Genomic DNA, 20,615 nt, shown 5'->3' on the forward strand with positions numbered 1-20,615 from the left:
CAGGAGACGAAAACCGAATGAAGCGGGAAGGCTTCGTGCGTGCGCTGGCACGCGGAGCCTGCCTGAAAAGTTATGGTGCTTGACACAGCGCCTGTGAGATTTGTGTCGAGACGTCGCCCCCGGGCGGCGCTTCTGAATTAACCAAGTGAGTTAAAGATGGCCTCTATCATTTCCAGTCTGTCGACAGCGCAGATCGCCGGTCTTGCCACTCAGACACTGGCGAAACTCACGACCGAGGACTGGGCGGCCTTCAACTCAGACCAGATTGCGGCGCTGACCACTCGACAGGTCAGCACCTTCGGCACCTTCGCGATTGCCTCGCTGTCCAGCGACCAGATCGGCAAGTTCCAGACCGAGGACCTGCGAGCACTCAGCACCCTGGCCTTGCGCTCGATGAGCACCGACAAGCTCGGCTCACTCAATTCCGACCAGCTCTCCGCCTTTGGTACCAACCAAGTCTCGACGCTCACCACCAGCCAACTGTCCAGCCTGGTCAGCGATGACCTGAATGCCTTCACGAGCGCCCAGTTCAAGTCCTTCAGCTCGGCCCAGATGGCCGGCCTGACGACCGATCAGATCGGCAAGCTCGAAACCGACGACCTGCGTGCCCTGAACACCGGCGCCCTGCGCGCCCTGCGCACCGACCAGCTCGGCGCCCTCAATTCCGACCAGATCGCCGCCCTGAGCACCGCCCAAGTGGTCTCGCTGACCACGGCCCAGCTGGCCGGGCTGACGACTGACGACCTGAATGGCCTGACCACCGAACAGTTCAAGGTCCTGGGCTCCGGCCAGGTGGCTGGCCTGACGACCGACCAGATCAAGGCCCTGCAGACCGATGACCTGGCAGCCATCGGCACTGCCGGCATCAAGGGACTCAATTCAGCGCAGATCGCGGCGCTCAGTACCGACGAGGTCGTGGCGCTGGGAACAGCGCAGTTCAGTGCCTTGGGATCAGCCCAGTTGCAGGGGCTGCGAACCGACCAGATCGCCAAGCTGGAAACCGACGACCTGCGCGCCATTAACACCGGCGCGCTTCGTGCTTTGAGCAGCGACCAATTCGCTGCCCTCACCTCCGACCAGACCGCCGCCCTCACCTCGGCCCAAGTCGTCTCGCTGACCACCGGCCAGGTCGCCGCCATGGCCAGCGATGACCTGAATGCCTTCACGACCGAGCAGTTCAAGGTCCTGACCTCGGCCCAGGTCGGCGCCATCGGCACCGATCAGGTTGCCAAGCTGCAGACGGACGACTTGGCCGCCATCTCGACCGCCGGCATCAAGGGCCTGAACTCCGCCCAGATCGCCGCGCTGACCACGGACGAAGTCGTTGCCCTGGGCACGCAGCAAGTGGCGGCCCTTGGCACGCAACAGGTTGCCGGCCTGCGCACCGACCAGATGGCCAAGCTGGAAACCGACGACCTGCGCGCCATCGGCACCGCGGCCCTGCGTTCGCTCAGCACCGACCAGCTCGGTGCCCTGGTCTCCGACCAGCTCGGCGCCATGACCACGGCGCAGGTCAACGCCCTGACCTCGACCCAGATCAAGGGCCTGTCCAGCGACGACCTGAACGCCTTCACGACGAGCCAGTTCAAGGCCATGGGCTCGGCCACTGTCGGCGCGCTGACGACCGACCAGATCAAGACACTGCAAACCGACGACCTGGCTGCGATCAGCACCGCCGGCATCAAGGGCCTGAACTCGGACCAGATCGCCGCGCTGAGCACCGACGAAATTCAGGCGCTCGGTACCGCGCAATTCGCCGCCATGGGCTCGGCCCAGTTGGCCGGCCTGCGCACCGACCAGATCACCAAGCTGGAAAGCGACGACCTGCGTGCCATCAGTACCGCTGCGCTGTCCAAGCTGACATCGGACCAGACCGCTGCGCTGACCAGCGACCAGATCTCCCAGCTGACCACGGCCCAGATCGCCTCGCTGGCAACGACGCCGGTCAACCAGCTCGGCTCCTTCTCCACCGACGACATCCGCGCGTTGACGACCGCTCAGGCGGCTGCTCTGACCTCGGCCCAGATCAAGGCCCTGGGCACCGACCAGATCGCCAAGCTGGAAACCGATGACCTGCGCGCGCTGAACACAGGTGCGATCAAGGCTCTGAGCACCGACCAATTGGCCGCGTTGAATTCCGACCAGGTGGGCGCGCTGACCAGCGCCCAAGTCGTCTCCTTGACAACCGCCCAGGTGGCCGGCCTGCAGACCGATGACTTGAACGCCCTGGTGAGTGACCAGATCAAGGTCCTGACCTCGCAGCAGATCGGCGCGATCACGACCGACCAATTGAAGGCCATGACCACGGACGACGTGGCCGCCATCTCCACGGCCGGCATCAAGGGCCTGAACTCGGCCCAGCTGGGGGCGCTGACCACCGATGAAGTGGTGGGCCTGAGCACCCAACAAGTGGCAGCCCTCGGTAGCGCACAAGTGCTTGGCCTGCGCACGGACCAGATGGCCAAGCTTGAAACGGACGACCTGCGCGCCATCAACACAGGCGCGCTGCGGTCACTGTCCAGCGACCAACTCGGCGCGCTGACCAGCGACCAGCTGGCCGTCATGACCACGGCCCAGGTCAATGCGCTGACCTCGACCCAGATCAAGGGCCTGGCCAGCGATGACCTGAACGCCTTCACCAGCGACCAGTTCAAGGCCATGGCCTCGTCCACGGTGGCGGCGCTGACGACTGATCAGATCAAGACACTGCAGACCGACGATCTGGCCGCCATCTCCACGGCCGGCATCAAGGGCCTCAACTCCGCCCAGATCGAAGCGCTGACGACCGACGAAATCGTCGCCATGACCACGGCGCAGTTCGCCGCATTGAGCTCGGCCCAGGTGGCCGGCCTGCGCACCGACCAGATCACCAAGCTGGAAAGCGATGACCTGCGCGCACTGACCACAGGCGCGCTGTCCAAGATGAGCAGCGACCAGGTTGCGGCACTGACCAGCGACCAGGTGGCCGTGCTGACCACGGCGCAGGTCGCGTCGCTGGCCACCACGCCGGCCAACCAGATCGGTTCGTTCTCGACCGACGACATCCGCGCGCTGACGACCGCCCAGGCGGCCGCCATCACCTCGGCCCAGATCAAGGGCATCGGCACGGACCAGATGGCCAAGTTCGAGACCGATGACCTGCGCGCGCTGAACACCGGCGCGGTCAAGGCACTGAGCACCGACCAGCTGGCCGCCTTGAATTCCGACCAGATCGGCGCCCTCACCACGGCCCAGCTCGTCTCCCTGACGACGGGCCAGGTGGCCGGCCTGCAGACCGACGACCTGAACGCCTTGGTCACTGACCAGATCAAGGCACTCACCTCGGCCCAGATCGGCGCACTGACGACCGATCAGTTGAAGGCCATGCAGAGTGACGATGTGGCGGCGATCTCGACCGCCGGCATCAAGGGCCTGAACTCGGCGCAGGTCGCTGCGCTGACCACCGATGAAGTCGTGGCCATGGGCACGGCGCAGTTCGCCGCCATGGGCTCGGCCCAGTTGACGGGTCTGCGCACCGACCAGATGGCCAAGCTGGAAACGGACGACCTGCGCGCGATCAACACCGCCGCGCTGCGCGCCCTCTCTACAGACCAGCTCGGCGCCCTCGGCTCAGACCAACTGGCCGCGATGACCACGGCGCAGGTCAACTCGCTCACCTCGGCCCAGATCCAGGGCCTGGTCAGTGACGACCTGAACGCGTTCACGACCGACCAGTTCAAGAACATGACTTCGGCTCAGGTCGGCGCGATCGCGACCGACCAGATCCGCAAGATGCAGACGGACGACCTGGCGGCGCTCTCCACCGCCGGTATCCGCGGCCTGAACTCGGCCCAGCTCGGCGCGATGACCACCGATGAAGTGGTGGCGCTGACGACGACGCAGTACGGCAGCTTCAACTCGGCCCAGGTCCAAGGCCTGACGACCGACCAGATGGCCAAGATCCAGACCGACGACCTGCGCGCGCTCGGCACGGGCGCTCTGCGCTCGCTGTCGACCGACCAGCTCGGCGCTCTCGGCTCAGACCAACTGGCCGCGATGACCACGACGCAGGTCAACGCGTTGACCTCCACGCAGATCAAGGGCCTGGTCAGTGATGACCTGAACGCCTTCACGACCGACCAGTTCAAGAATCTCGCCACGGCGCAAGTCGCAGCAATGACGAGCGACCAGGTCAAGACGCTGCAGACCGACGACCTGGCCGCGATCTCGACGCTGGGCGTCAAGGGCTTCTCGTCCGACCAGATCGCCGCGATGACGACCGATGAAATCGTCGCGATGAGTACGGCGCAGTTCGGAGCCATGGGCACGGCCCAGCTGGCGGGTCTGCGCACCGACCAGATCATCAAGCTGGAAAGCGATGACCTGCGCGCGATCAGTACTGGCGTGCTGTCCAAGCTGAGCTCCGACCAGATCGCCGCGCTGACCTCCGACCAGGTCTCGCAGCTGACCACGGCGCAAGTCGCGGCCCTGGCCACGACGCCAGCCAACCAGCTCGGCGCCTTCTCGACGGACGACATCCGCGCAATGACCACGGCTCAAGCCGCGGCCATCACCTCCAGCCAGATCAAGGGCCTGTCCTCCGACCAGGTGGCCAAGCTCGAGACCGACGACCTGCGTGCACTGAACACGGGCGCGATCAAGGCTCTGAGCACCGACCAGCTGGCGGCGCTTAACTCCGACCAGATGTCGGCGTTCACCAGCCTGCAGGTCACTTCGCTGACGACTGCCCAGGTGGCCGGCCTGCAGACCGACGACCTGAACGCCCTCGTGAGCGACCAGATCAAGGTCCTGACGTCGCAGCAGATCGGCGCGATCACGACTGACCAGCTCAAGGCGATGACCACGGATGATGTGGCCGCCATTTCCACCGCCGGCATCAAGGGCCTGAGCTCGGCCCAACTCGGCGCGCTGACCACCGATGAAGTTGTCGGTCTGGGCACGCAGCAAGTCGCGGCCCTGGGCTCCGCCCAGGTGCTTGGCCTGCGCACCGACCAGATGGCCAAGCTGGAAACAGACGACCTGCGCGCGATCAACACCGCCGCATTGCGTGCCTTGTCCACCGACCAGCTCGGCGCCCTGGGCTCCGACCAGCTGGCCGCCATGACCACAGCGCAGGTCAACTCGCTCACCTCGACCCAGATCCAGGGCCTGGTCAGCGACGACCTGAACGCCTTCACGACCGACCAGTTCAAGAACATGAGCTCGGGTCAGATCGCGGCAATTGCGACCGACCAGCTCATCAAGATGCAGACGGATGACCTTGCGGCCATCTCGACCGCCGGCATCAAGGGCCTGAACTCGGCCCAGCTCGGCGCGCTCACGACCGACGAGATCGTGGCCATGACCACGGCGCAGTTCGCTGCGCTCGGCTCGGCCCAGTTGCAAGGCCTGCGCACCGACCAGATCGTCAAGCTGGAAAGCGATGACCTGCGTGCGATCAGCACTGGCGCGCTGTCCAAGCTGTCGAGCGACCAGGTCGCCGCGCTGACCAGCGACCAGGTGTCGCAGCTGACGACGGCACAGGTCGCATCGCTTGCCACCACGCCGGCCAACCAGCTTGGCGCCTTCTCGACCGACGACATCCGGGCACTGACGACGGCACAGGCCGCGGCGCTGACCAGTTCGCAAGTCAAGGGCCTGGGTACCGACCAGATGGCCAAGCTCGAGACCGACGACCTTCGTGCGATCAATACCGGCGCGGTCCGGGCATTGAGCACCGACCAGTTGGCCGCGCTGAACTCCGACCAGATGGGCGCGCTGACCACGGTGCAAGTGGTCTCCTTGACCACGGCGCAAGTGGCCGGCCTGCAGACCGACGACCTGAACGCGCTGGTCACCGACCAGATCAAGGTGCTGTCTTCCGGCCAGATCGCTGCGCTGACGACCGACCAGATCAAGGCCATGCAGACCGACGATGTCGCGGCGATCTCGACCGCTGGCATCAAGGGCCTCACCTCGACCCAGCTGGGCGCCCTGACCACCGATGAAGTGGTGGCGCTGAGCACCGCCCAGGTGTCGGCACTCGGCTCGGGCCAGGTCGCGGGTCTGCGCACCGATCAGATGGCCAAGCTGGAAACGGATGACCTTCGTGCCATCAACACCGGCGCCCTGCGTGCACTGAACAGCGACCAGCTCGCCGCACTGACCTCGGACCAGTTGGCTTCGATGACGACCACCCAGGTCAATTCGCTGACCTCAGCCCAAGTCCAGGGCCTGGCGACGGACGACCTGAACGCCTTCAGCACCGACCAGTTCAAGGCCATGGCCTCGGGCACGGTCGCCTCCCTGACGACCGACCAGGTCAAGGCGCTGCAGACGCAGGACCTGGCCGTGCTGTCGACGTCCGGCATCAAGGGCTTCAACTCGGCTCAGATCGCCGCACTGACGACAGACGAGATCGTCGCCATGACCACGGCGCAGTACGCCGCCCTGGGCACCGCCCAGGTGGCCGGTCTGCGTACCGACCAGATCACCAAGCTGGAAAGCGATGACCTGCGGGCCATCGGCACCGGCGTGATCTCCAAGTTCACGACCGACCAGTTCGCCGCCCTGACGAGCGACCAGGTGGCCGTGCTGACCACGGCGCAAATCGCCGCGCTCGCCACCACGCCGGCCAACCAGATCGGTTCGTTCTCGACCGACGACATCCGCGCACTGACCACAGCCCAGGCCGCAGCGCTGACCTCTTCGCAGGTCAAGGGTCTGTCGACCGACCAGGTCGCCAAGCTCGAGACGGATGATCTGCGTGCGATCAATACCGCCGCGATCAAGGCCTTGGCCACCGACCAACTGGCCGCGCTGAACTCCGACCAGGTCGGCGCGCTGACCACGGCCCAAATCAGCTCCTTGGGCACCGCCCAGGTGGCCGGCCTGCAGACCGATGACCTGAACGCCCTGGTTTCTGACCAGGTGCGCGTGCTGTCCTCGGCCCAGATCGGCGCACTGACGACCGACCAGGTCAAGGCGATGCAGACCGACGATGTGGCGGCCATCTCGACCGCCGGCATCAAGGGCCTGAACTCGGCCCAGATCAATGCCATGACCACCGATGAAGTGGTCGCCATGGGCACCGCCCAGTTCGGCGCTCTGGGCTCGGCACAGGTCTTGGGGCTGCGCACCGACCAGATGGCCAAGCTCGAGACGGACGATCTGCGTTCGCTCAACACGGCCGCACTGCGCGCACTGAACACCGACCAGCTCGGCGCCCTGGGCTCCGACCAACTGGCGGCGATGACGACCGCGCAGGTCAACTCGCTCACCTCGACCCAGATCCAGGGTCTGGTAAGTGACGATTTGAACGCCTTCACCAGCGACCAGTTCAAGGCCATGGCCTCGTCCACGGTGGCGGCACTGACGACCGACCAGATCAAGACGCTGCAGACAGCCGACGTGGCTGCCATCTCCACGGCCGGCATCAAGGGCTTCAACTCGGCCCAGCTTGCGGCGATGACGACGGACGAGATTGTCGCGATGACGACGGCGCAGTACGCGGCCCTGGGCACCGCCCAGGTCGCAGGCCTGCGCACCGACCAGATCACCAAGCTGGAAAGCGATGACCTGCGCGCCCTGACCACCACGGCCCTGTCCAGGTTCTCGACCGATCAGTTTGCAGCCCTGACGAGCGACCAGGTGGCGGTCCTGACCACCCAGCAAGTGGCTTCCTTGGCCACCACGCCGGCCAATCAGCTTGGCGCCCTGTCAACCGACGACGTCCGCGCCTTGACCACGGCCCAGGCCGCGGCGCTGACCAGCTCGCAAGTCAAGGGCCTGTCGACCGACCAGATCGCCAAGCTGGAAACCGACGACCTGCGCGCGATCAACACCGGCGCCATCAAGGCACTGGGCACTGATCAGCTTGCAGCACTGAACTCCGACCAGATCGGCGCGCTGACCACGGCCCAAGTCAGCTCCTTGAGCACCGCCCAGGTGGCCGGCCTGCAGACCGACGACCTGAACGCCCTGGTCACCGACCAGATCAAGGTCCTGAACTCGGCACAGATCGGCGCGCTGACGACCGACCAGGTCAAGACGATGCAGACCGACGATCTGGCGGCCATCTCGACCGCTGGCATCAAGGGCCTGAATTCCGCCCAGATCGGCGCCATGACCACCGATGAAACGGCGGCCATGACGACGGCACAGTACGCCGCCCTGAGCTCGGTCCAGGTGGCCGGCCTGCGCACCGACCAGATCGTCAAGCTGGAAAGCGATGACCTGCGTGCGATCAATACCGGCGCCCTGTCCAAGTTCACGAGCGACCAGTTCGCAGCCCTGACCTCCGACCAGGTGGCCCAGCTGACCACGGCACAAGTGGCCACGCTGAGCACCACGCCGGTCAACCTGCTGGGAGCCCTGTCGACCGACGACATCCGCGCACTGACCACGGCCCAGGCCGCAGCGCTGACCTCTTCGCAGGTCAAGGGTCTGTCGACCGACCAGATGGCCAAGCTCGAGACCGACGATCTGCGTGCGATCAACACCGCCTCGATCAAGGCCCTCGCCACCGACCAACTGGCCGCACTGAATTCCGACCAGGTAGGCGCACTGACCACGGCCCAAGTCAGCTCGCTGGGCACCGCCCAGGTGGCCGGCCTGCAGACCGACGACCTGAACGCCCTGGTCACCGACCAGATCAAGGTGCTCGGCTCGGCCCAGATCGGCGCGCTGACGACCGACCAGGTCAAGGCGATGCAGACCGACGATGTGGCGGCCATCTCGACCGCCGGCATCAAGGGCCTGAACTCGGCTCAACTGGCCGCGATGACGACGGACGAAGTCGTGGCGATGAGCACGGCTCAGTACGCATCACTCGGCTCGGCCCAGGTGCTGGGTCTGCGCACCGACCAGATGGCCAAGCTGGAGACCGACGACCTGCGTGCCCTCAGCACTGCCGGCCTGCGTGCCCTCAGCACCGACCAGCTCGGCGCCCTGGGCTCCGACCAGCTGGCGGCGATGACAACCGCGCAGGTCAATTCGCTCACCTCGACCCAGATCCAGGGCCTGGTCAGCGATGATCTGAACGCCTTCACCAGCGACCAGTTCAAGGCCATGGCCTCGTCCACGGTGGCTGCGCTGACGACCGACCAGGTCAAGACGCTGCAGACAGACGACCTGGCTGCCATCTCCACGGCCGGCATCAAGGGCTTCAGCTCGGCACAGATCGAGGCGATGCGCACCGACGAGATCGTCGCCCTGACGACGGCCCAGGTCAGCACCTTGACCTCCGGCCAGATCGCCGGCCTGCGCACCGACCAGATCACCAAGCTGGAAAGTGACGATCTGCGTGCCCTGAGCACGTCGGCCCTGTCCAAGTTCTCGACCGACCAGTTCGCGGCGCTGACCTCCGACCAGATCGGCCAGCTGTCCACGGGCCAGATCGTGTCGCTGACCTCGCAGCAGCTGACCAGCCTGTCGACCGACGATGTGAAGGCACTGACCACGGCCCAGGCCGCAGCGCTGACCACGGCGCAGGTCAAGGGCCTGTCCAGCGACCAGATGGCCAAGCTCGAGACCGACGACCTGCGTGCCATCAACACCGCCGCACTGCGTGGCCTCGCGACCGACCAGTTGGCCGGCCTGAGCACCGACCAGTTGAGCGCGCTGACCACGGCCCAGGTGTCTTCGCTGACGAGCGCCCAGCTCGCCGGCCTGGCCACCGACAAGCTGAATTCGCTCACCACCGATCAGTTCAGGGCGCTGACATCGGCGCAAGTGGCCGGCCTTGGTACCGACCAGGTCAAGGCCCTGCAGACCGACGACCTGGCATCGCTGAGCTCGGCCGGCCTGCGTGGCCTGTCCTCGGCACAGCTGAACGCGCTGACGACGGACGAGACCGTGGCGATGACGACGGCCCAGTACGCTTCGCTGAGCAGCGCCCAGACTGCCGGCCTGCGTACCGACCAGATCGCCAAGCTCGAGACCGACGACCTCCGCGCCCTCGGCACCTCGGCCCTGGCCAAGTTCAGCACTGACCAGCTCGGCGCCCTGGGCTCCGACCAGCTCGCATCGCTGACGACGTCGCAAGTCAACTCGCTGACCTCGGCCCAGGTCCAGGGTCTGGTGAGCGACGACCTGAACGCCTTCACGACCGATCAATTCAAGGCCATGACCTCGAATCAGATCGCGGCGATCAGCACCGACCAGGTCAAGACCCTGCAGACGGATGACCTCGCGGCCATCTCGACGACCGGCCTGAAGGGCTTCAGCTCCGACCAGATCGCAGCGCTGACGACCGACGCCGTCGTGGCCCTGGGCACCGCACAGTTCGCCGCACTGGGTACCAACCAGTTGGCCGGCCTGCGCACCGACCAGATCGCCAAGATGGAGACGGATGACGTCCGCGCCCTGTCCTCGGCGGCCCTGTCCAAGCTCAGCACCGACCAGTTCGTGGCCTTCACCTCGGATCAGGTGGCTTCGCTGACCAACACCCAGGTCACCGCGGTCACCTCGGCCCAGGTCACGGCCATGGGTTCGGACGACTTCAATGCACTGAGCACAAGTCAGTTCGGCGCACTCACTGCGACGCAGGTCGCCGGCATCACGACCGACATGATGCGCAAGCTTGAGACGGATGACATTCGCTCGATCAGCGTGTTCGGCGTGCGTGCCCTCTCGACCGATCAGCTCAATGCACTGACCACCGATCAGGTGGACGCACTGACCAACCTGCAGATCTCGGTGCTCACCAGCACCCAGGTCCAGGGCTGGGCGACGGACGATGTGCAGGCTCTGCGTTCGGACCAGGTCGGTGCACTGACCTCGGCCCAGATCGGCTACATGAGCAGCGACCAGATCAAGACCTTCTCGACCGACGATGTGCGTGCCCTGGGCACCGCCAGCATCAAGGGCCTGCAGTCTGAGGATCTGGCCGCGTTCAACTCCGATCAGATCGCGGCCTTCACCAGCACCCAGCTGGGCGGCCTGAGCTCGGCGCAGATCGTCGGCATTGATGCGGCCGACCTGGACACCATCAGCACCGATGCACTGCGAGGCCTCACCACGGCTGCGCTGCGCGCCTTGTCGACCGATCAGTTCCTGGCCTTCACCAGCGACCAGATCGGTTCGCTGTCGACGACACAGATCGTGGCGATCACGACCGACCAGTTGCATGCCATCACCACCGATGACATGGGTGCGCTGACCTCGGCACAGATCGCCTCGTTCACCTCGACGCAGATCGGCGCGTTCTCGACCGACCAGCTCCGCAAGCTTGACTCGGACGACATTCACGCCTTCACCACAGCGCAGATGCCGGGCCTGACGACGGACCAGATCCGTTCGTTCACCACCGATCAGCTCGACGGCCTTGATTCGGCCGACATCGCGAAGATGAACATGACCCAGGTGGGCGCGTTCACTTCCGACCAGATCGCCTCGCTGGACGGCGGTCAGCTCGATGCCCTGTGGCTGGCCACACCTATCGTGCTGGACCTGGATGGCAATGGCATCCAGACCCTGTCCTCGGCACAAGGCGTGACCTTCGACCTGAACGGCACCGGCAACGCCCAGAAGTGGGGCTGGGTCGGCGGCAATGACGGTCTGCTGGTGATGGACCTGAACAAGGACGGTGTGATCAACGACGGCAAGGAGCTGTTCGGCACCGGCACGGTCCTGGCGAATGGCCAGCATGCCGGCAACGGCTACCAGGCGATGGCAGCGTTGGACGTCAACCACGACGGCAAGCTCGACGTGCTGGATGCCGGCTTCAAGGACCTCAAGGTCTGGGTCGACGCCAATCACGACGGCAAGACCGATGCGGGCGAGCTGAAGGACCTGGCAGGCCTCGGTATCACCGAGCTCGACCTGCAGGCACAGGCCAGCAGCGTGATCGACAACGGCAACCTGGTGGGTCTGGTCTCCGGCTACAAGACGGCCGACGGCAAGACGCATGAGATGGCCGACGTCTGGTTCGCCAAGGACGTGAAGCCGGAAGGCAGCACGCAACCTGAGGTGAAGGTCAGCCTGACCGATGTGCTGGCACCGCCGCAAGGCAGTGTGCTGGGCGATGCCTCGGCGGCCACCGGCTTCGTGCCGCATGCCGACCCGATGCACTCGCACCTGCTGACGCACAAGAAGCTGGACGAGGACGACCGTCTGCCGCCGCTGATCTGACGAAGAACCCCAGCGGGGCGCCATGCCCCGCTTCAAAAGCCGCCCCGTCACGGTTCGCACTGTGGCGGGGCGGCTTGCCTTATGCTGGGCCGCCTCGACTCATCAGCAGCGCAACCAAGTGAGCCAACCCGCTTTCATCCATCCGAGTTCAGATGTGCAAAGCCAGGAAATCGGCGAAGGCACGACGATCTGGCAGTTCTGTGTCGTGCTGGCCGGTGCGCGTGTCGGCAGCGGCTGCAATATCAATGCGCAGTGCTTCATCGAGAACGATGTCGTCGTGGGCAACGAGGTGACCGTCAAATGCGGTGTGCAGCTGTGGGACGGCATCACGCTCGAAGACAAGGTCTTCATTGGACCCAACGTTACGTTTGCCAACGACAAGTACCCACGCTCCAAGCAATACCCCGAGGCCTTCCAGCGCACCGTGGTCAGGCGCGGCGCCTCGATTGGCGCGAATGCCACCATCCTCGGCGGCATCACCATCGGCGAGGGCGCGATGATTGGCGCCGGCAGCGTGGTGACCCGCGACGTGCCGGCCGGCGAGCTGTGGGTCGGCAACCCGGCTCGCTCGCGCGGCCCGGCCTGAGCAAAACAATCGCACCCATTCCCAAGGCCGGCCCGCGGCCTGGCTGCGCACCGCGCACGGCTGGAAGGCCGTGCACGACAACAGCAGCTGATTGATCGACCGATCGCCGCCCCCGCCAGCGTCAGACGCTGGCGCGCACCGCCTTGATGACGCGCTCGATCTGCAGCTCGCTCATGCCGGGCCACAAGGGCAGGCTCAAGACCTCGCGGTGCATGGTCTCGGAGACCGGGAAGTCGCCCTCGGCAAAACCCAGCTCCGCATAGGCTGGCTGGCGGTGTGGCGGCACCGGATAGTGGATCAGCGTGCCTATGCCCTGCTCCGCCAGGCGGCGCTGCAGGCCGTCGCGGTCGGCATGACGGACCACGAACAGATGCCAGGCCGGCTCGGCCCAGTGCGGCACATGAGGCAGCTGCAGGTCGCAGCCGGCCAGGCCCTCGAGCAGGCGCGCGGCAATGGCGCGGCGCTCATGCGTTGCAGCTTCGAGCAGCGGCAACTTGGCGGCCAGCACCGCGGCCTGAATCTCGTCCAGCCGCGAGTTGATGCCCTTGACCTCGTTGTGATACTTCTGCTGCGAGCCATAGTTGCGCAGCACTTTGACGCGCTGCATCAAGTCGGCATCGCGGCAGGTCACGCCGCCGCCGTCGCCAAAGGCACCAAGGTTCTTGCCCGGATAGAAACTCCAGGCCGACATGTCCGCCAGGCCACCCACCGGCCTCACCTTGTAGCGCGCTGCATGGGCTTGCGCGCAATCGTCCAGCACCTTCAGATGATGGCGGCGCGCGATGTCCATGATCGCGTCCATGTCGGCCGGCTGCCCATACAGATGCACCGGCAGGATCACCCGGGTAGCAGGCGTGATCGCCGCTTCGATGCGGGCCGGGTCGATGTTGAAAGTGCGCGCATCAGGTTCCACCGGGACCGGCTTCGCGCCGCACTGGCTGACTGCCAGCCAGGTGGCGATATAGGTGTTGGAGGGCACGATGACTTCATCGCCCTCGCGCACGCCGAGTGCCTTCAGGCTCAGGAAGAGCGCATCCAGGCCATTGGCCACGCCCGCGCAATGCGCGGTGCCGCAGCTGCGCGCCCAGGCCTCCTCGAAGGCATGCAGCTCCTTGCCGAGCAGAAACCAGCCACTGCCCGCCACGCGCAAGAGCGCTGCATCGATGGCGGGCTGAGCCACTCGATAGGCCGGCTGCAGGTCCAGGAAAGGAACCGCTTCAGTGCCCATTGCCCGCCCCTCGCACCGCCGCCAGGAACTCGTCGTAGTTGCGGATGTAGTCGTCTGCCGCGTAGCAATCGGAGGCCAGCACCAGCAGCACGGCGTCGCTTGAGAACTGGTACTGGATGCCCCAGACCATGGGCGGTATGTGCAGGCCGAGCTGAGCGCTGTCGAGCAAGAGCTCGTCGCGCCGTTCGCCGTCGTCCACCACGATGCCCACGCTGCCCTTCACGCAGACCAGGAACTGGTGACAGGCCTTGTGCGCATGCTCGCCGCGCACTTCCTTGGTCGGCACGTCGTAGACCATGAAGAATCGCTGCGGGGTGAACGGCAGGTGGGCACCGATCTCGCCAAAGCTCAGGGCGCCACGCAGGTCCACGATCTTGGGCAGCTTGTGCAGGGCCGCGCCACGCGCTTGCAGCTGGGGCAGCGCAGCGTCGCTGCTCAGGCTGCCCGCCAAGGCCAGGTGCGGCGTGTCGCGATAGCCGGTGATGTGCGCGGGGTTGCCGGTGACGATGGCGTTCGATGGCACATCACGCGTGACCACCGCGCCGTCCATCACCAGGGCGCCGGGGCCGATGGTGATGCCGGGGCGGATCGTGGCGTTCGAGCCAATGCTTGCACCAGCGCGCACCAGCGTGCGCAGTGGCGCCTCGGGCTTGTGCTTGCTGCGCGGTGCCGGGTCGTTGGAGAAGGTGACGTTGGGGCCGATGAAGACATCGTCTTCCAGTGTCACGCCGTCCCACAGTTGCACGCCGCACTTCACCGTCACGCGGTTGCCGACGACGACATCGTTCTCGATGAAGACGTGGTCGCAGATATTGGCTTCGGCACCGATGCGCGCGCCCGGGAGCACGTGGCTGAAGGCCCAGATGCGGCTGCCCTCGCCGACCTGGGTCGATTCCAGCAGTGCCTGCGGGTGAACGAAGTACTTGGTCGTGCTCATGGAATGGATGATCGCAGTCTCAGGCAGGCTGGCCGGCAAACCTTCGGGTCGCCGCTTCGAAAAGCCGGCTCCAGCTTTCATGACCGCCGCGCCAATCGTCGCCAGCGTCGGTCTTGAAGATCAAAGTATCGGCCACGGCGCCGCTGGCCGGAACAAGCGTCGAGGCGAGCGCGAATTTCAGGGTCGGATTGATCGGCAGAAACAAGCTGCGCATCTTGTTGACGTTCGCTATCGCCTCGTCCAGCGTCGCCACCTCGTCGGCACGAACCAGCAGCAGGTTCTCACTGCTGCGGATGAACTCCAGCGTCTTGCGGCGCAGGTAGGCGAACTTGGCCCTTGCGATGGGCAGATGGGCAGGCACCTGTTCGGCGAGGATGCGGTGCGACTGCTCGCCGCCCACCACCGGCACCGAGGGGAATTCATGCATGAACATCAGCCCGGTGTCGAGGTCGCGCAGGCAGCAGTCGTCCTTGATCAGCTCCCAGCGGCCGTCGCGCAGCAGGTCTTCATCGCGGCCCAGCATCACCGCCAAGGCGTCGATGGGCGTCATCAGCCAATCGAAGAAGAATGCTTCGCCCTGGCCGCTGTGGCGTCGGATCTGCCAGGCCACCTTGCAGTCGTAGCCAAGACTCAGCAGTTGCATGGGCGCTTCTCCCGCGAATTCGAGATGCGGCGAGTGTCCCGCAGCCAAGGCCAGGCGGTCCAGCAAAGACGGCGAGAAACCACGGTCAGATCGGCCCTCTCACCGGGAACTGCAAAATGCGCGGGAAATCCTGCACCACTCCACCCGCCAGAGGACGCGCAGATGCGCTCCAATCTGCACTGGATTCCAGACCGAGGCCAGCACCATCCCATGAAGAAAGCATTCATCACCGGCGTGACCGGCCAGGACGGTTCCTACCTTGCCGAGCTGTTGCTCGCCAAGGGCTATGAGGTTCATGCCATCCTGCGACGCAGCTCGGTCTTCACGACCCACCGGGTCGACAGCTTCATCGATCATGAGCGCTTCAAGACCTACCACGGTGATCTGACCGACTCCAGCAACCTGCACACGCTGCTCTCCAGGATCGAACCTGACGAGATCTACAACCTCGGCGCCCAGTCACACGTGGCCGTTTCCTTCGAGGTGCCCGAGTACACGGCCGAGGTCGATGCGCTGGGCACGATCCGGCTGCTCAACGCGATCAAGGACCTGGGCATCAAGCCGCGCTTCTACCAGGCCTCCACGTCCGAGCTTTTCGGCGGCCTGCCGGAGACAGCGCCGCAGAGCGAATCAACGCCCTTCTATCCCAAGTCGCCCTATGGCGCAGCCAAGCTCTACGCCTACTGGGTGACGGTGAACTACCGCGAGTCCTATGGTCTGCACGGCAGCAACGGCATCCTCTTCAACCACGAGTCGCCGCGCCGCGGCCAGACCTTCGTGACCAAGAAGATCACCCAGGCCGTGGCCAGGATCCAGCAAGGCCGCCAGGAGCTGCTCACGCTGGGCAACATGGATGCCAAGCGCGACTGGGGCTATGCCAAGGACTACGTCGAAGCCATGTGGCTGATGATGCAGCAGGAGCAGCCCGACGACTACGTGATCGCCACCGGCGAAACCTGGACCGTGCGCCAGTTCGTCGACATGTCCTTCGACGAGATCGGCGTTCAGCTGGACTGGGTCGGTACCGGTGTTGACGAGAAGGGCATCGACCGCGCCACTGGCAAGGTGCGCGTGGCCATCGACCCGCGCTACTTCCGCCCCGCCGAGGTGGACCTGCTCTGGGGCAATCCGGCCAAGGCGCGCGAGAAGCTTGGCTGGGTGGCCAGGACGCCGGTGCGCGAACTGGTTCGCAAGATGGTGCAGTACGACCTGCACAACGACCAGTACGGCGGGCCTGAGCTGTGATCCTGGTCACCGGCGCCACCGGCTTCCTGGGCAAGCGCGTCTGCCGGCAGCTGGCCGCGCAGGGCCGCGAGTTCATGCGCACCTCGCAGTCGCTCGGGCTGGACCTGCGCGATGCGGCCGCCACCCTCGCGTTCTTCGAGACCCACCGACCCACGGAGGTCATCAACTGCGCCGCCTATGTGGGCGGCATCCAGTTCGGCACCAAGCACCCGGCCGAGCTGTTCCACAACAACCTCTTGATGACCTTGAGCCTCTTGGCAGCGGCCAAGGCCACCGGCGTTGCCCGCATCGTCAACCCGATCAGCAACTGCGCCTATCCGGCTGCCGCCACGCTGTTCAAGGAAGAGGAGTTCTGGGACGGGCCGCTGCATGACTCGGTGATGGTCTATGGCTTCGTGCGCAAGGCTTCATGGGTGGGCGCCTGGGCCTACCAGCAGCAGTACGGCCTCGACGTCATCAACCTGATCCTTTCGAACATGTACGGTCCCGAGGACCATTTCGAGGAAGAGCGTTCGCATGCGATGGGCGCCCTGATCATGAAGATCGTCAAGGCCAAGCGGGAGCGCGCGCCACAGGTCGTGGTCTGGGGCTCTGGCCGGCCGGTGCGCGAATGGCTGCATGTGGACGATGGCGCCGAGGCGCTGATCCGCGGCCTCGACGCCGCCGCCACCAACCAGCCGGTCAACGTCGGCGTGGCCCAGGGTATCTCCATCATCGAGATGGCCGAGCTGATCAAGCGCGTGGTGGGCTACCAGGGGGAGCTGGTGCTCGACACCAGCAAGCCTGACGGCGCGCCCTACAAGACGGTTGACGGCAGCAAGGGCGCCGCACTGCTGCAATGGACGCCTGCACGCGACTTTGAGCAAGGCGTGCGCGACACTGTCGACTGGTACATCGAACACGGAAGCTGACAATGGCCGTCAATGAAATCAAGGAAGGCGAGCTGGTCCTCGCCCGCCACATTCCCGCCGAAGATGCCTGGGGCGGCGGCCTCAAGTTCTTCTCGCCCGACGGCGACTACCAGCAGGTCGGCACCTGGGGCTACGACCAGGGCAAGCAGTTGCTGGCCCACAGCCACAACGAGGTGACGCGCGCCGTGCTGTGGACGCAGGAAGTGCTCTACATCCGCCAGGGCCGCGTGAAGGCCGAGGTCTTTGATACCAAGGACCAGAAGGTGGCCGAGCTGGAAGCCGGCGCCGGCGACATCCTCGTGCTGCTGCGCGGCGGCCACGGCTACCAGATACTCGAAGACGGCACGCAGGTGCTGGAGATCAAGAACGGCCCCTACGTCGGCGCAGATGCCGACCGCCGACGTCTTCAACCGTGAGCGCCGGTTCGCGGCAATCGGGCCGAGCGCAGGGCCGCTCCCAAGCCGGCCCGCGATGGCGACTTGCTTGCCGGCAAATCCGGCATGCGTCGCCGTCCCCTCGGGGGACCGGACAAGGTACTCCTTGGACGAGGGGCGAATGAGACTGCACCTCGGCTGCGGGCCGCGGGTGATCCCGGGCTTCGTCCACGTTGACCTGGCCGAATATCCGCACATCGATCACAAGGCGAGCATCAGCCCTCTGCCCTTCCTGGCGGACGACTCGGTCGAGATGGTCTATTGCAGCCATGCCTTCGAATACCTCGACCTTATCGAGGCTCGCCAGGCCCTGGTCGAGTGGCGGCGGGTGCTGCGGCCGGATGGTCTCTTGCGACTGGCGGTACCCGACGTGGCAGCGCTGATGAAGGTCTATCAGCAGACCGGCGAGTTGCAACGCATCCTCGGCCCGCTCTACGGACGGCTCGAGATTGCCACCGAGGCCGGCCCGGCCACGCTGTTCCACAAGACTGCCTATGACGAGGCGACCTTGAGCCAGTTGCTGCACGCGGCCGGCTTTGTCGCCATTCGCCATTGGGACTGGCGCCAGACCGAACATGCCCAGATAGACGACTACTCCCAGGCCTATTTTCCGCACATGGACAAGGCGCACGGCCTGCTACTCTCGCTCAATCTCCAAGCCCGAAAGCCCTGAAAGCCATGTCTGCCGAAGAATTCATCCCACAGATGCGCCCGCTGTTCGGCGAGGAAGAGAAGGCCGAGCTGGCCGACTACCTGACCGAAGACGGCTTCTTCACCGAGTTCAAGCGGACCGAACTGTTTGAGCAGCAGATCGCGCACTACACCGGAGCACGCCACTGCATCGTGGTCAACAACGGCACGGTCTCGCTGACGCTGGCAGCGATCGCACTGGGCGTCGGTCCTGGCGATGAGGTGATCGTTCCGAACTACACGATGATCGCGTCGCCCAATTCGGTGAAGATGCTCGGCGCCGTGCCGGTCTTCGTCGACGTCGAACCCGAGACGCTGGTGATGGACATCGAGAAGGCCCGCGCCGCGATCACGCCGAAGACCAAGGCGCTGATGCTGGTGTCGGCCAATGGCCGCGCGCCCCAGGTCGGCATCGCCGCTTTCCAGCAGCTCTGCAGCGAGCGCGGCATTGCGCTCATCGAAGACTCGGCCCAGTCACTCGGCTCCTTCTACGCACCCGATCAGCACGTGGGCCGGGCCGGCGCCATCGGCAGCTTCTCGTTCTCCGCGCCCAAGATCATCTCGACCGGCCAGGGCGGCGCCCTGATCACCGACGACGACTCACTGGCCGACAAGCTGCGCCGCCTGAAGGACTTCGGCCGTCGCTCGGGCGGCACCGACATCCACGACTCGGTGGGCTACAACTTCAAGTTCACCGAACTGCAGGCCTGCGTCGGCATTGCGCAGATGAAGAAGCTGCCGGAGCGCGTGGTGCGCAAGAAGGTGATCTGGCAGCGCTACGCCGAGGGCCTGGCCGGCATTCCGGAATTCAAGCTCTTCGAGCATGACCTGAAGCTGTGCACGCCCTGGTTCATCGACTCCCTGGCCCAGCGCCGCGACGAGCTGGCCGCCCACCTCAAGGCTGCAGGCATCGGCACCCGCACCATGTACCCGCCGATCAACCAGCAGAAGGCCTACGACCAGGCGGGCAGCTATCCGGTGTCGGAGCTGGTCGGCCGCGACGGCCTGTGGCTGCCGAGCATGATCCAGCTGACCGACGCGCAGATCAAGCGCATCTGCGTAGAGATCCGCCGCTTCTACGGTCGCTGAACTCGCGGATCAGGCCGTCTCAAGCATCCACGGAAAGCCCTGCGGATAGCGCGCGCGCATCGCGGCGTTCTCGCGCTGCAGGAGCTCCAGCACGCGCGCTTGCAGTTCGGGGCGGGTGCGGTAGTTGACCGTGTACTGGCCCGAACTGCCGAAATTCGGGAACGCTGCCGCCAACTGGGTGTAGAACACCCGGTCCTGCCCCCAGCCCCCATGGAAATGGCTGGCGATGCGATGGGCCGTGTCGACCTTCAGGCAATAGCAGTTGGTGTCGACCAGCTTGTGCGGGCCGGTCTCGCCCCACGGGCCGACGCTTTGTGATTCATCGTCGATCAGGTACTCACCCTCCTCGCTGACCACGCGGCGCAACGCGAACCCCCATTGCCAGCCATGAGCCTCGATGGCGGCGACCAGCGAAGCAATGTGGCCAGGCTCGAACCAGTTGTCCTGGTCCAGGAAGGAGATGCAGTCGGTGTTCACCAGGTGCGACCAGGCGGCATACACCCGGTGACCGTAGAAGCCGTTGCGGCCCACATTGTTGGGCAGCGTGGTGACGCGCACGCCCGAGAGATCCATGCCCGCCGTGGAGGCCTCAAAGGCGGCCACGAATTCAGGGCCGTCGATCACCACATGCAGCTCGATCGCCCCATGGGTCTGGGCTCGCACCGATTCGATGGCCTTGCGCACCAGCGGCGCACCCGTGGTGGGAATGACGATGGCGACGCTCTGCATGGCGAAATTCTC

At 65.5% G+C, this 20,615-nt stretch carries 11 protein-coding genes; 7 read left to right on the plus strand and 4 right to left on the minus strand.

Annotated features, from left to right (window positions below; translation table 11 throughout):
- The first annotated feature begins 156 nt into the window (after positions 1-156).
- Positions 157-12,111 (plus strand): hypothetical protein, encoded by an 11,955-nt coding sequence (locus tag V3596_RS06825; RefSeq protein ID WP_334276924.1) that lies wholly within the window; start codon positions 157-159, stop codon positions 12,109-12,111.
- A 118-nt stretch (positions 12,112-12,229) separates the two neighbouring features.
- Positions 12,230-12,697: an acyltransferase gene (locus tag V3596_RS06830; RefSeq protein WP_334276925.1), complete on the plus strand. Its 468-nt coding sequence runs from the start codon at positions 12,230-12,232 to the stop codon at positions 12,695-12,697.
- A 121-nt stretch (positions 12,698-12,818) separates the two neighbouring features.
- Here the strand turns inward: V3596_RS06830 and V3596_RS06835 are convergent, their stop codons facing one another.
- From V3596_RS06835 to V3596_RS06845, 3 genes are read right to left on the minus strand one after another with little or no spacing between them, the layout of a single operon-like run.
- Positions 12,819-13,925: a DegT/DnrJ/EryC1/StrS family aminotransferase gene (locus tag V3596_RS06835; protein WP_334276926.1), complete on the minus strand. Its 1,107-nt coding sequence runs from the start codon at positions 13,923-13,925 to the stop codon at positions 12,819-12,821.
- Positions 13,915-14,862 (minus strand): WxcM-like domain-containing protein, encoded by a 948-nt coding sequence (locus V3596_RS06840; RefSeq protein WP_334276927.1) that lies wholly within the window; start codon positions 14,860-14,862, stop codon positions 13,915-13,917. The genes V3596_RS06835 and V3596_RS06840 overlap by 11 nt, the downstream gene beginning before the upstream one ends.
- A gap of 19 nt (positions 14,863-14,881) precedes the next feature.
- Entirely contained in the window at positions 14,882-15,505 is a 624-nt protein-coding gene (locus tag V3596_RS06845; protein WP_334276928.1) for a hypothetical protein, read from the minus strand.
- A gap of 210 nt (positions 15,506-15,715) precedes the next feature.
- Here V3596_RS06845 and gmd point away from each other — a divergent pair, with 210 nt between their 5' ends.
- From gmd to V3596_RS06870, 5 genes are all read left to right on the plus strand, one after another.
- Positions 15,716-16,750 (plus strand): GDP-mannose 4,6-dehydratase, encoded by a 1,035-nt coding sequence (gene gmd, locus V3596_RS06850; protein WP_334276930.1) that lies wholly within the window; start codon positions 15,716-15,718, stop codon positions 16,748-16,750.
- A complete protein-coding gene (locus V3596_RS06855) occupies positions 16,747-17,661 on the plus strand; it encodes an NAD-dependent epimerase/dehydratase family protein (RefSeq protein WP_334276931.1) in 915 nt (304 codons plus the stop codon). The genes gmd and V3596_RS06855 overlap by 4 nt, the downstream gene beginning before the upstream one ends.
- Before the next feature lie 2 nt (positions 17,662-17,663).
- Positions 17,664-18,077: a cupin domain-containing protein gene (locus V3596_RS06860; RefSeq protein WP_334276932.1), complete on the plus strand. Its 414-nt coding sequence runs from the start codon at positions 17,664-17,666 to the stop codon at positions 18,075-18,077.
- A 139-nt stretch (positions 18,078-18,216) separates the two neighbouring features.
- Positions 18,217-18,768 (plus strand): class I SAM-dependent methyltransferase, encoded by a 552-nt coding sequence (locus V3596_RS06865; RefSeq protein WP_334276933.1) that lies wholly within the window; start codon positions 18,217-18,219, stop codon positions 18,766-18,768.
- 5 nt (positions 18,769-18,773) lie between these two features.
- Positions 18,774-19,874 (plus strand): DegT/DnrJ/EryC1/StrS family aminotransferase, encoded by a 1,101-nt coding sequence (locus V3596_RS06870; protein WP_334276934.1) that lies wholly within the window; start codon positions 18,774-18,776, stop codon positions 19,872-19,874.
- Positions 19,875-19,883: 9 nt separating this feature from the next.
- Here the strand turns inward: V3596_RS06870 and V3596_RS06875 are convergent, their stop codons facing one another.
- Entirely contained in the window at positions 19,884-20,603 is a 720-nt protein-coding gene (locus tag V3596_RS06875) for a glycosyltransferase family 2 protein (protein ID WP_334276935.1), read from the minus strand.
- Positions 20,604-20,615 lie beyond the last annotated feature (12 nt).

The sequence above is a fragment of the Roseateles microcysteis genome (assembly GCF_036880965.1).
Lineage (GTDB): Bacteria > Pseudomonadota > Gammaproteobacteria > Burkholderiales > Burkholderiaceae_C > JAUASW01.

Coding starts and splice junctions, on each gene's coding strand:
- V3596_RS06825 (WP_334276924.1), top strand. CDS start 157: ATGGCCTCTATCATTTCCAGTCTGTCGACAGCGCAGATCGCCGGTCTT.
- V3596_RS06835 (WP_334276926.1), bottom strand. CDS start 13,925: ATGGGCACTGAAGCGGTTCCTTTCCTGGACCTGCAGCCGGCCTATCGA.
- V3596_RS06840 (WP_334276927.1), bottom strand. CDS start 14,862: ATGAGCACGACCAAGTACTTCGTTCACCCGCAGGCACTGCTGGAATCG.
- V3596_RS06845 (WP_334276928.1), bottom strand. CDS start 15,505: ATGCAACTGCTGAGTCTTGGCTACGACTGCAAGGTGGCCTGGCAGATC.
- gmd (WP_334276930.1), top strand. CDS start 15,716: ATGAAGAAAGCATTCATCACCGGCGTGACCGGCCAGGACGGTTCCTAC.
- V3596_RS06860 (WP_334276932.1), top strand. CDS start 17,664: ATGGCCGTCAATGAAATCAAGGAAGGCGAGCTGGTCCTCGCCCGCCAC.
- V3596_RS06865 (WP_334276933.1), top strand. CDS start 18,217: ATGAGACTGCACCTCGGCTGCGGGCCGCGGGTGATCCCGGGCTTCGTC.
- V3596_RS06870 (WP_334276934.1), top strand. CDS start 18,774: ATGTCTGCCGAAGAATTCATCCCACAGATGCGCCCGCTGTTCGGCGAG.
- V3596_RS06875 (WP_334276935.1), bottom strand. CDS start 20,603: ATGCAGAGCGTCGCCATCGTCATTCCCACCACGGGTGCGCCGCTGGTG.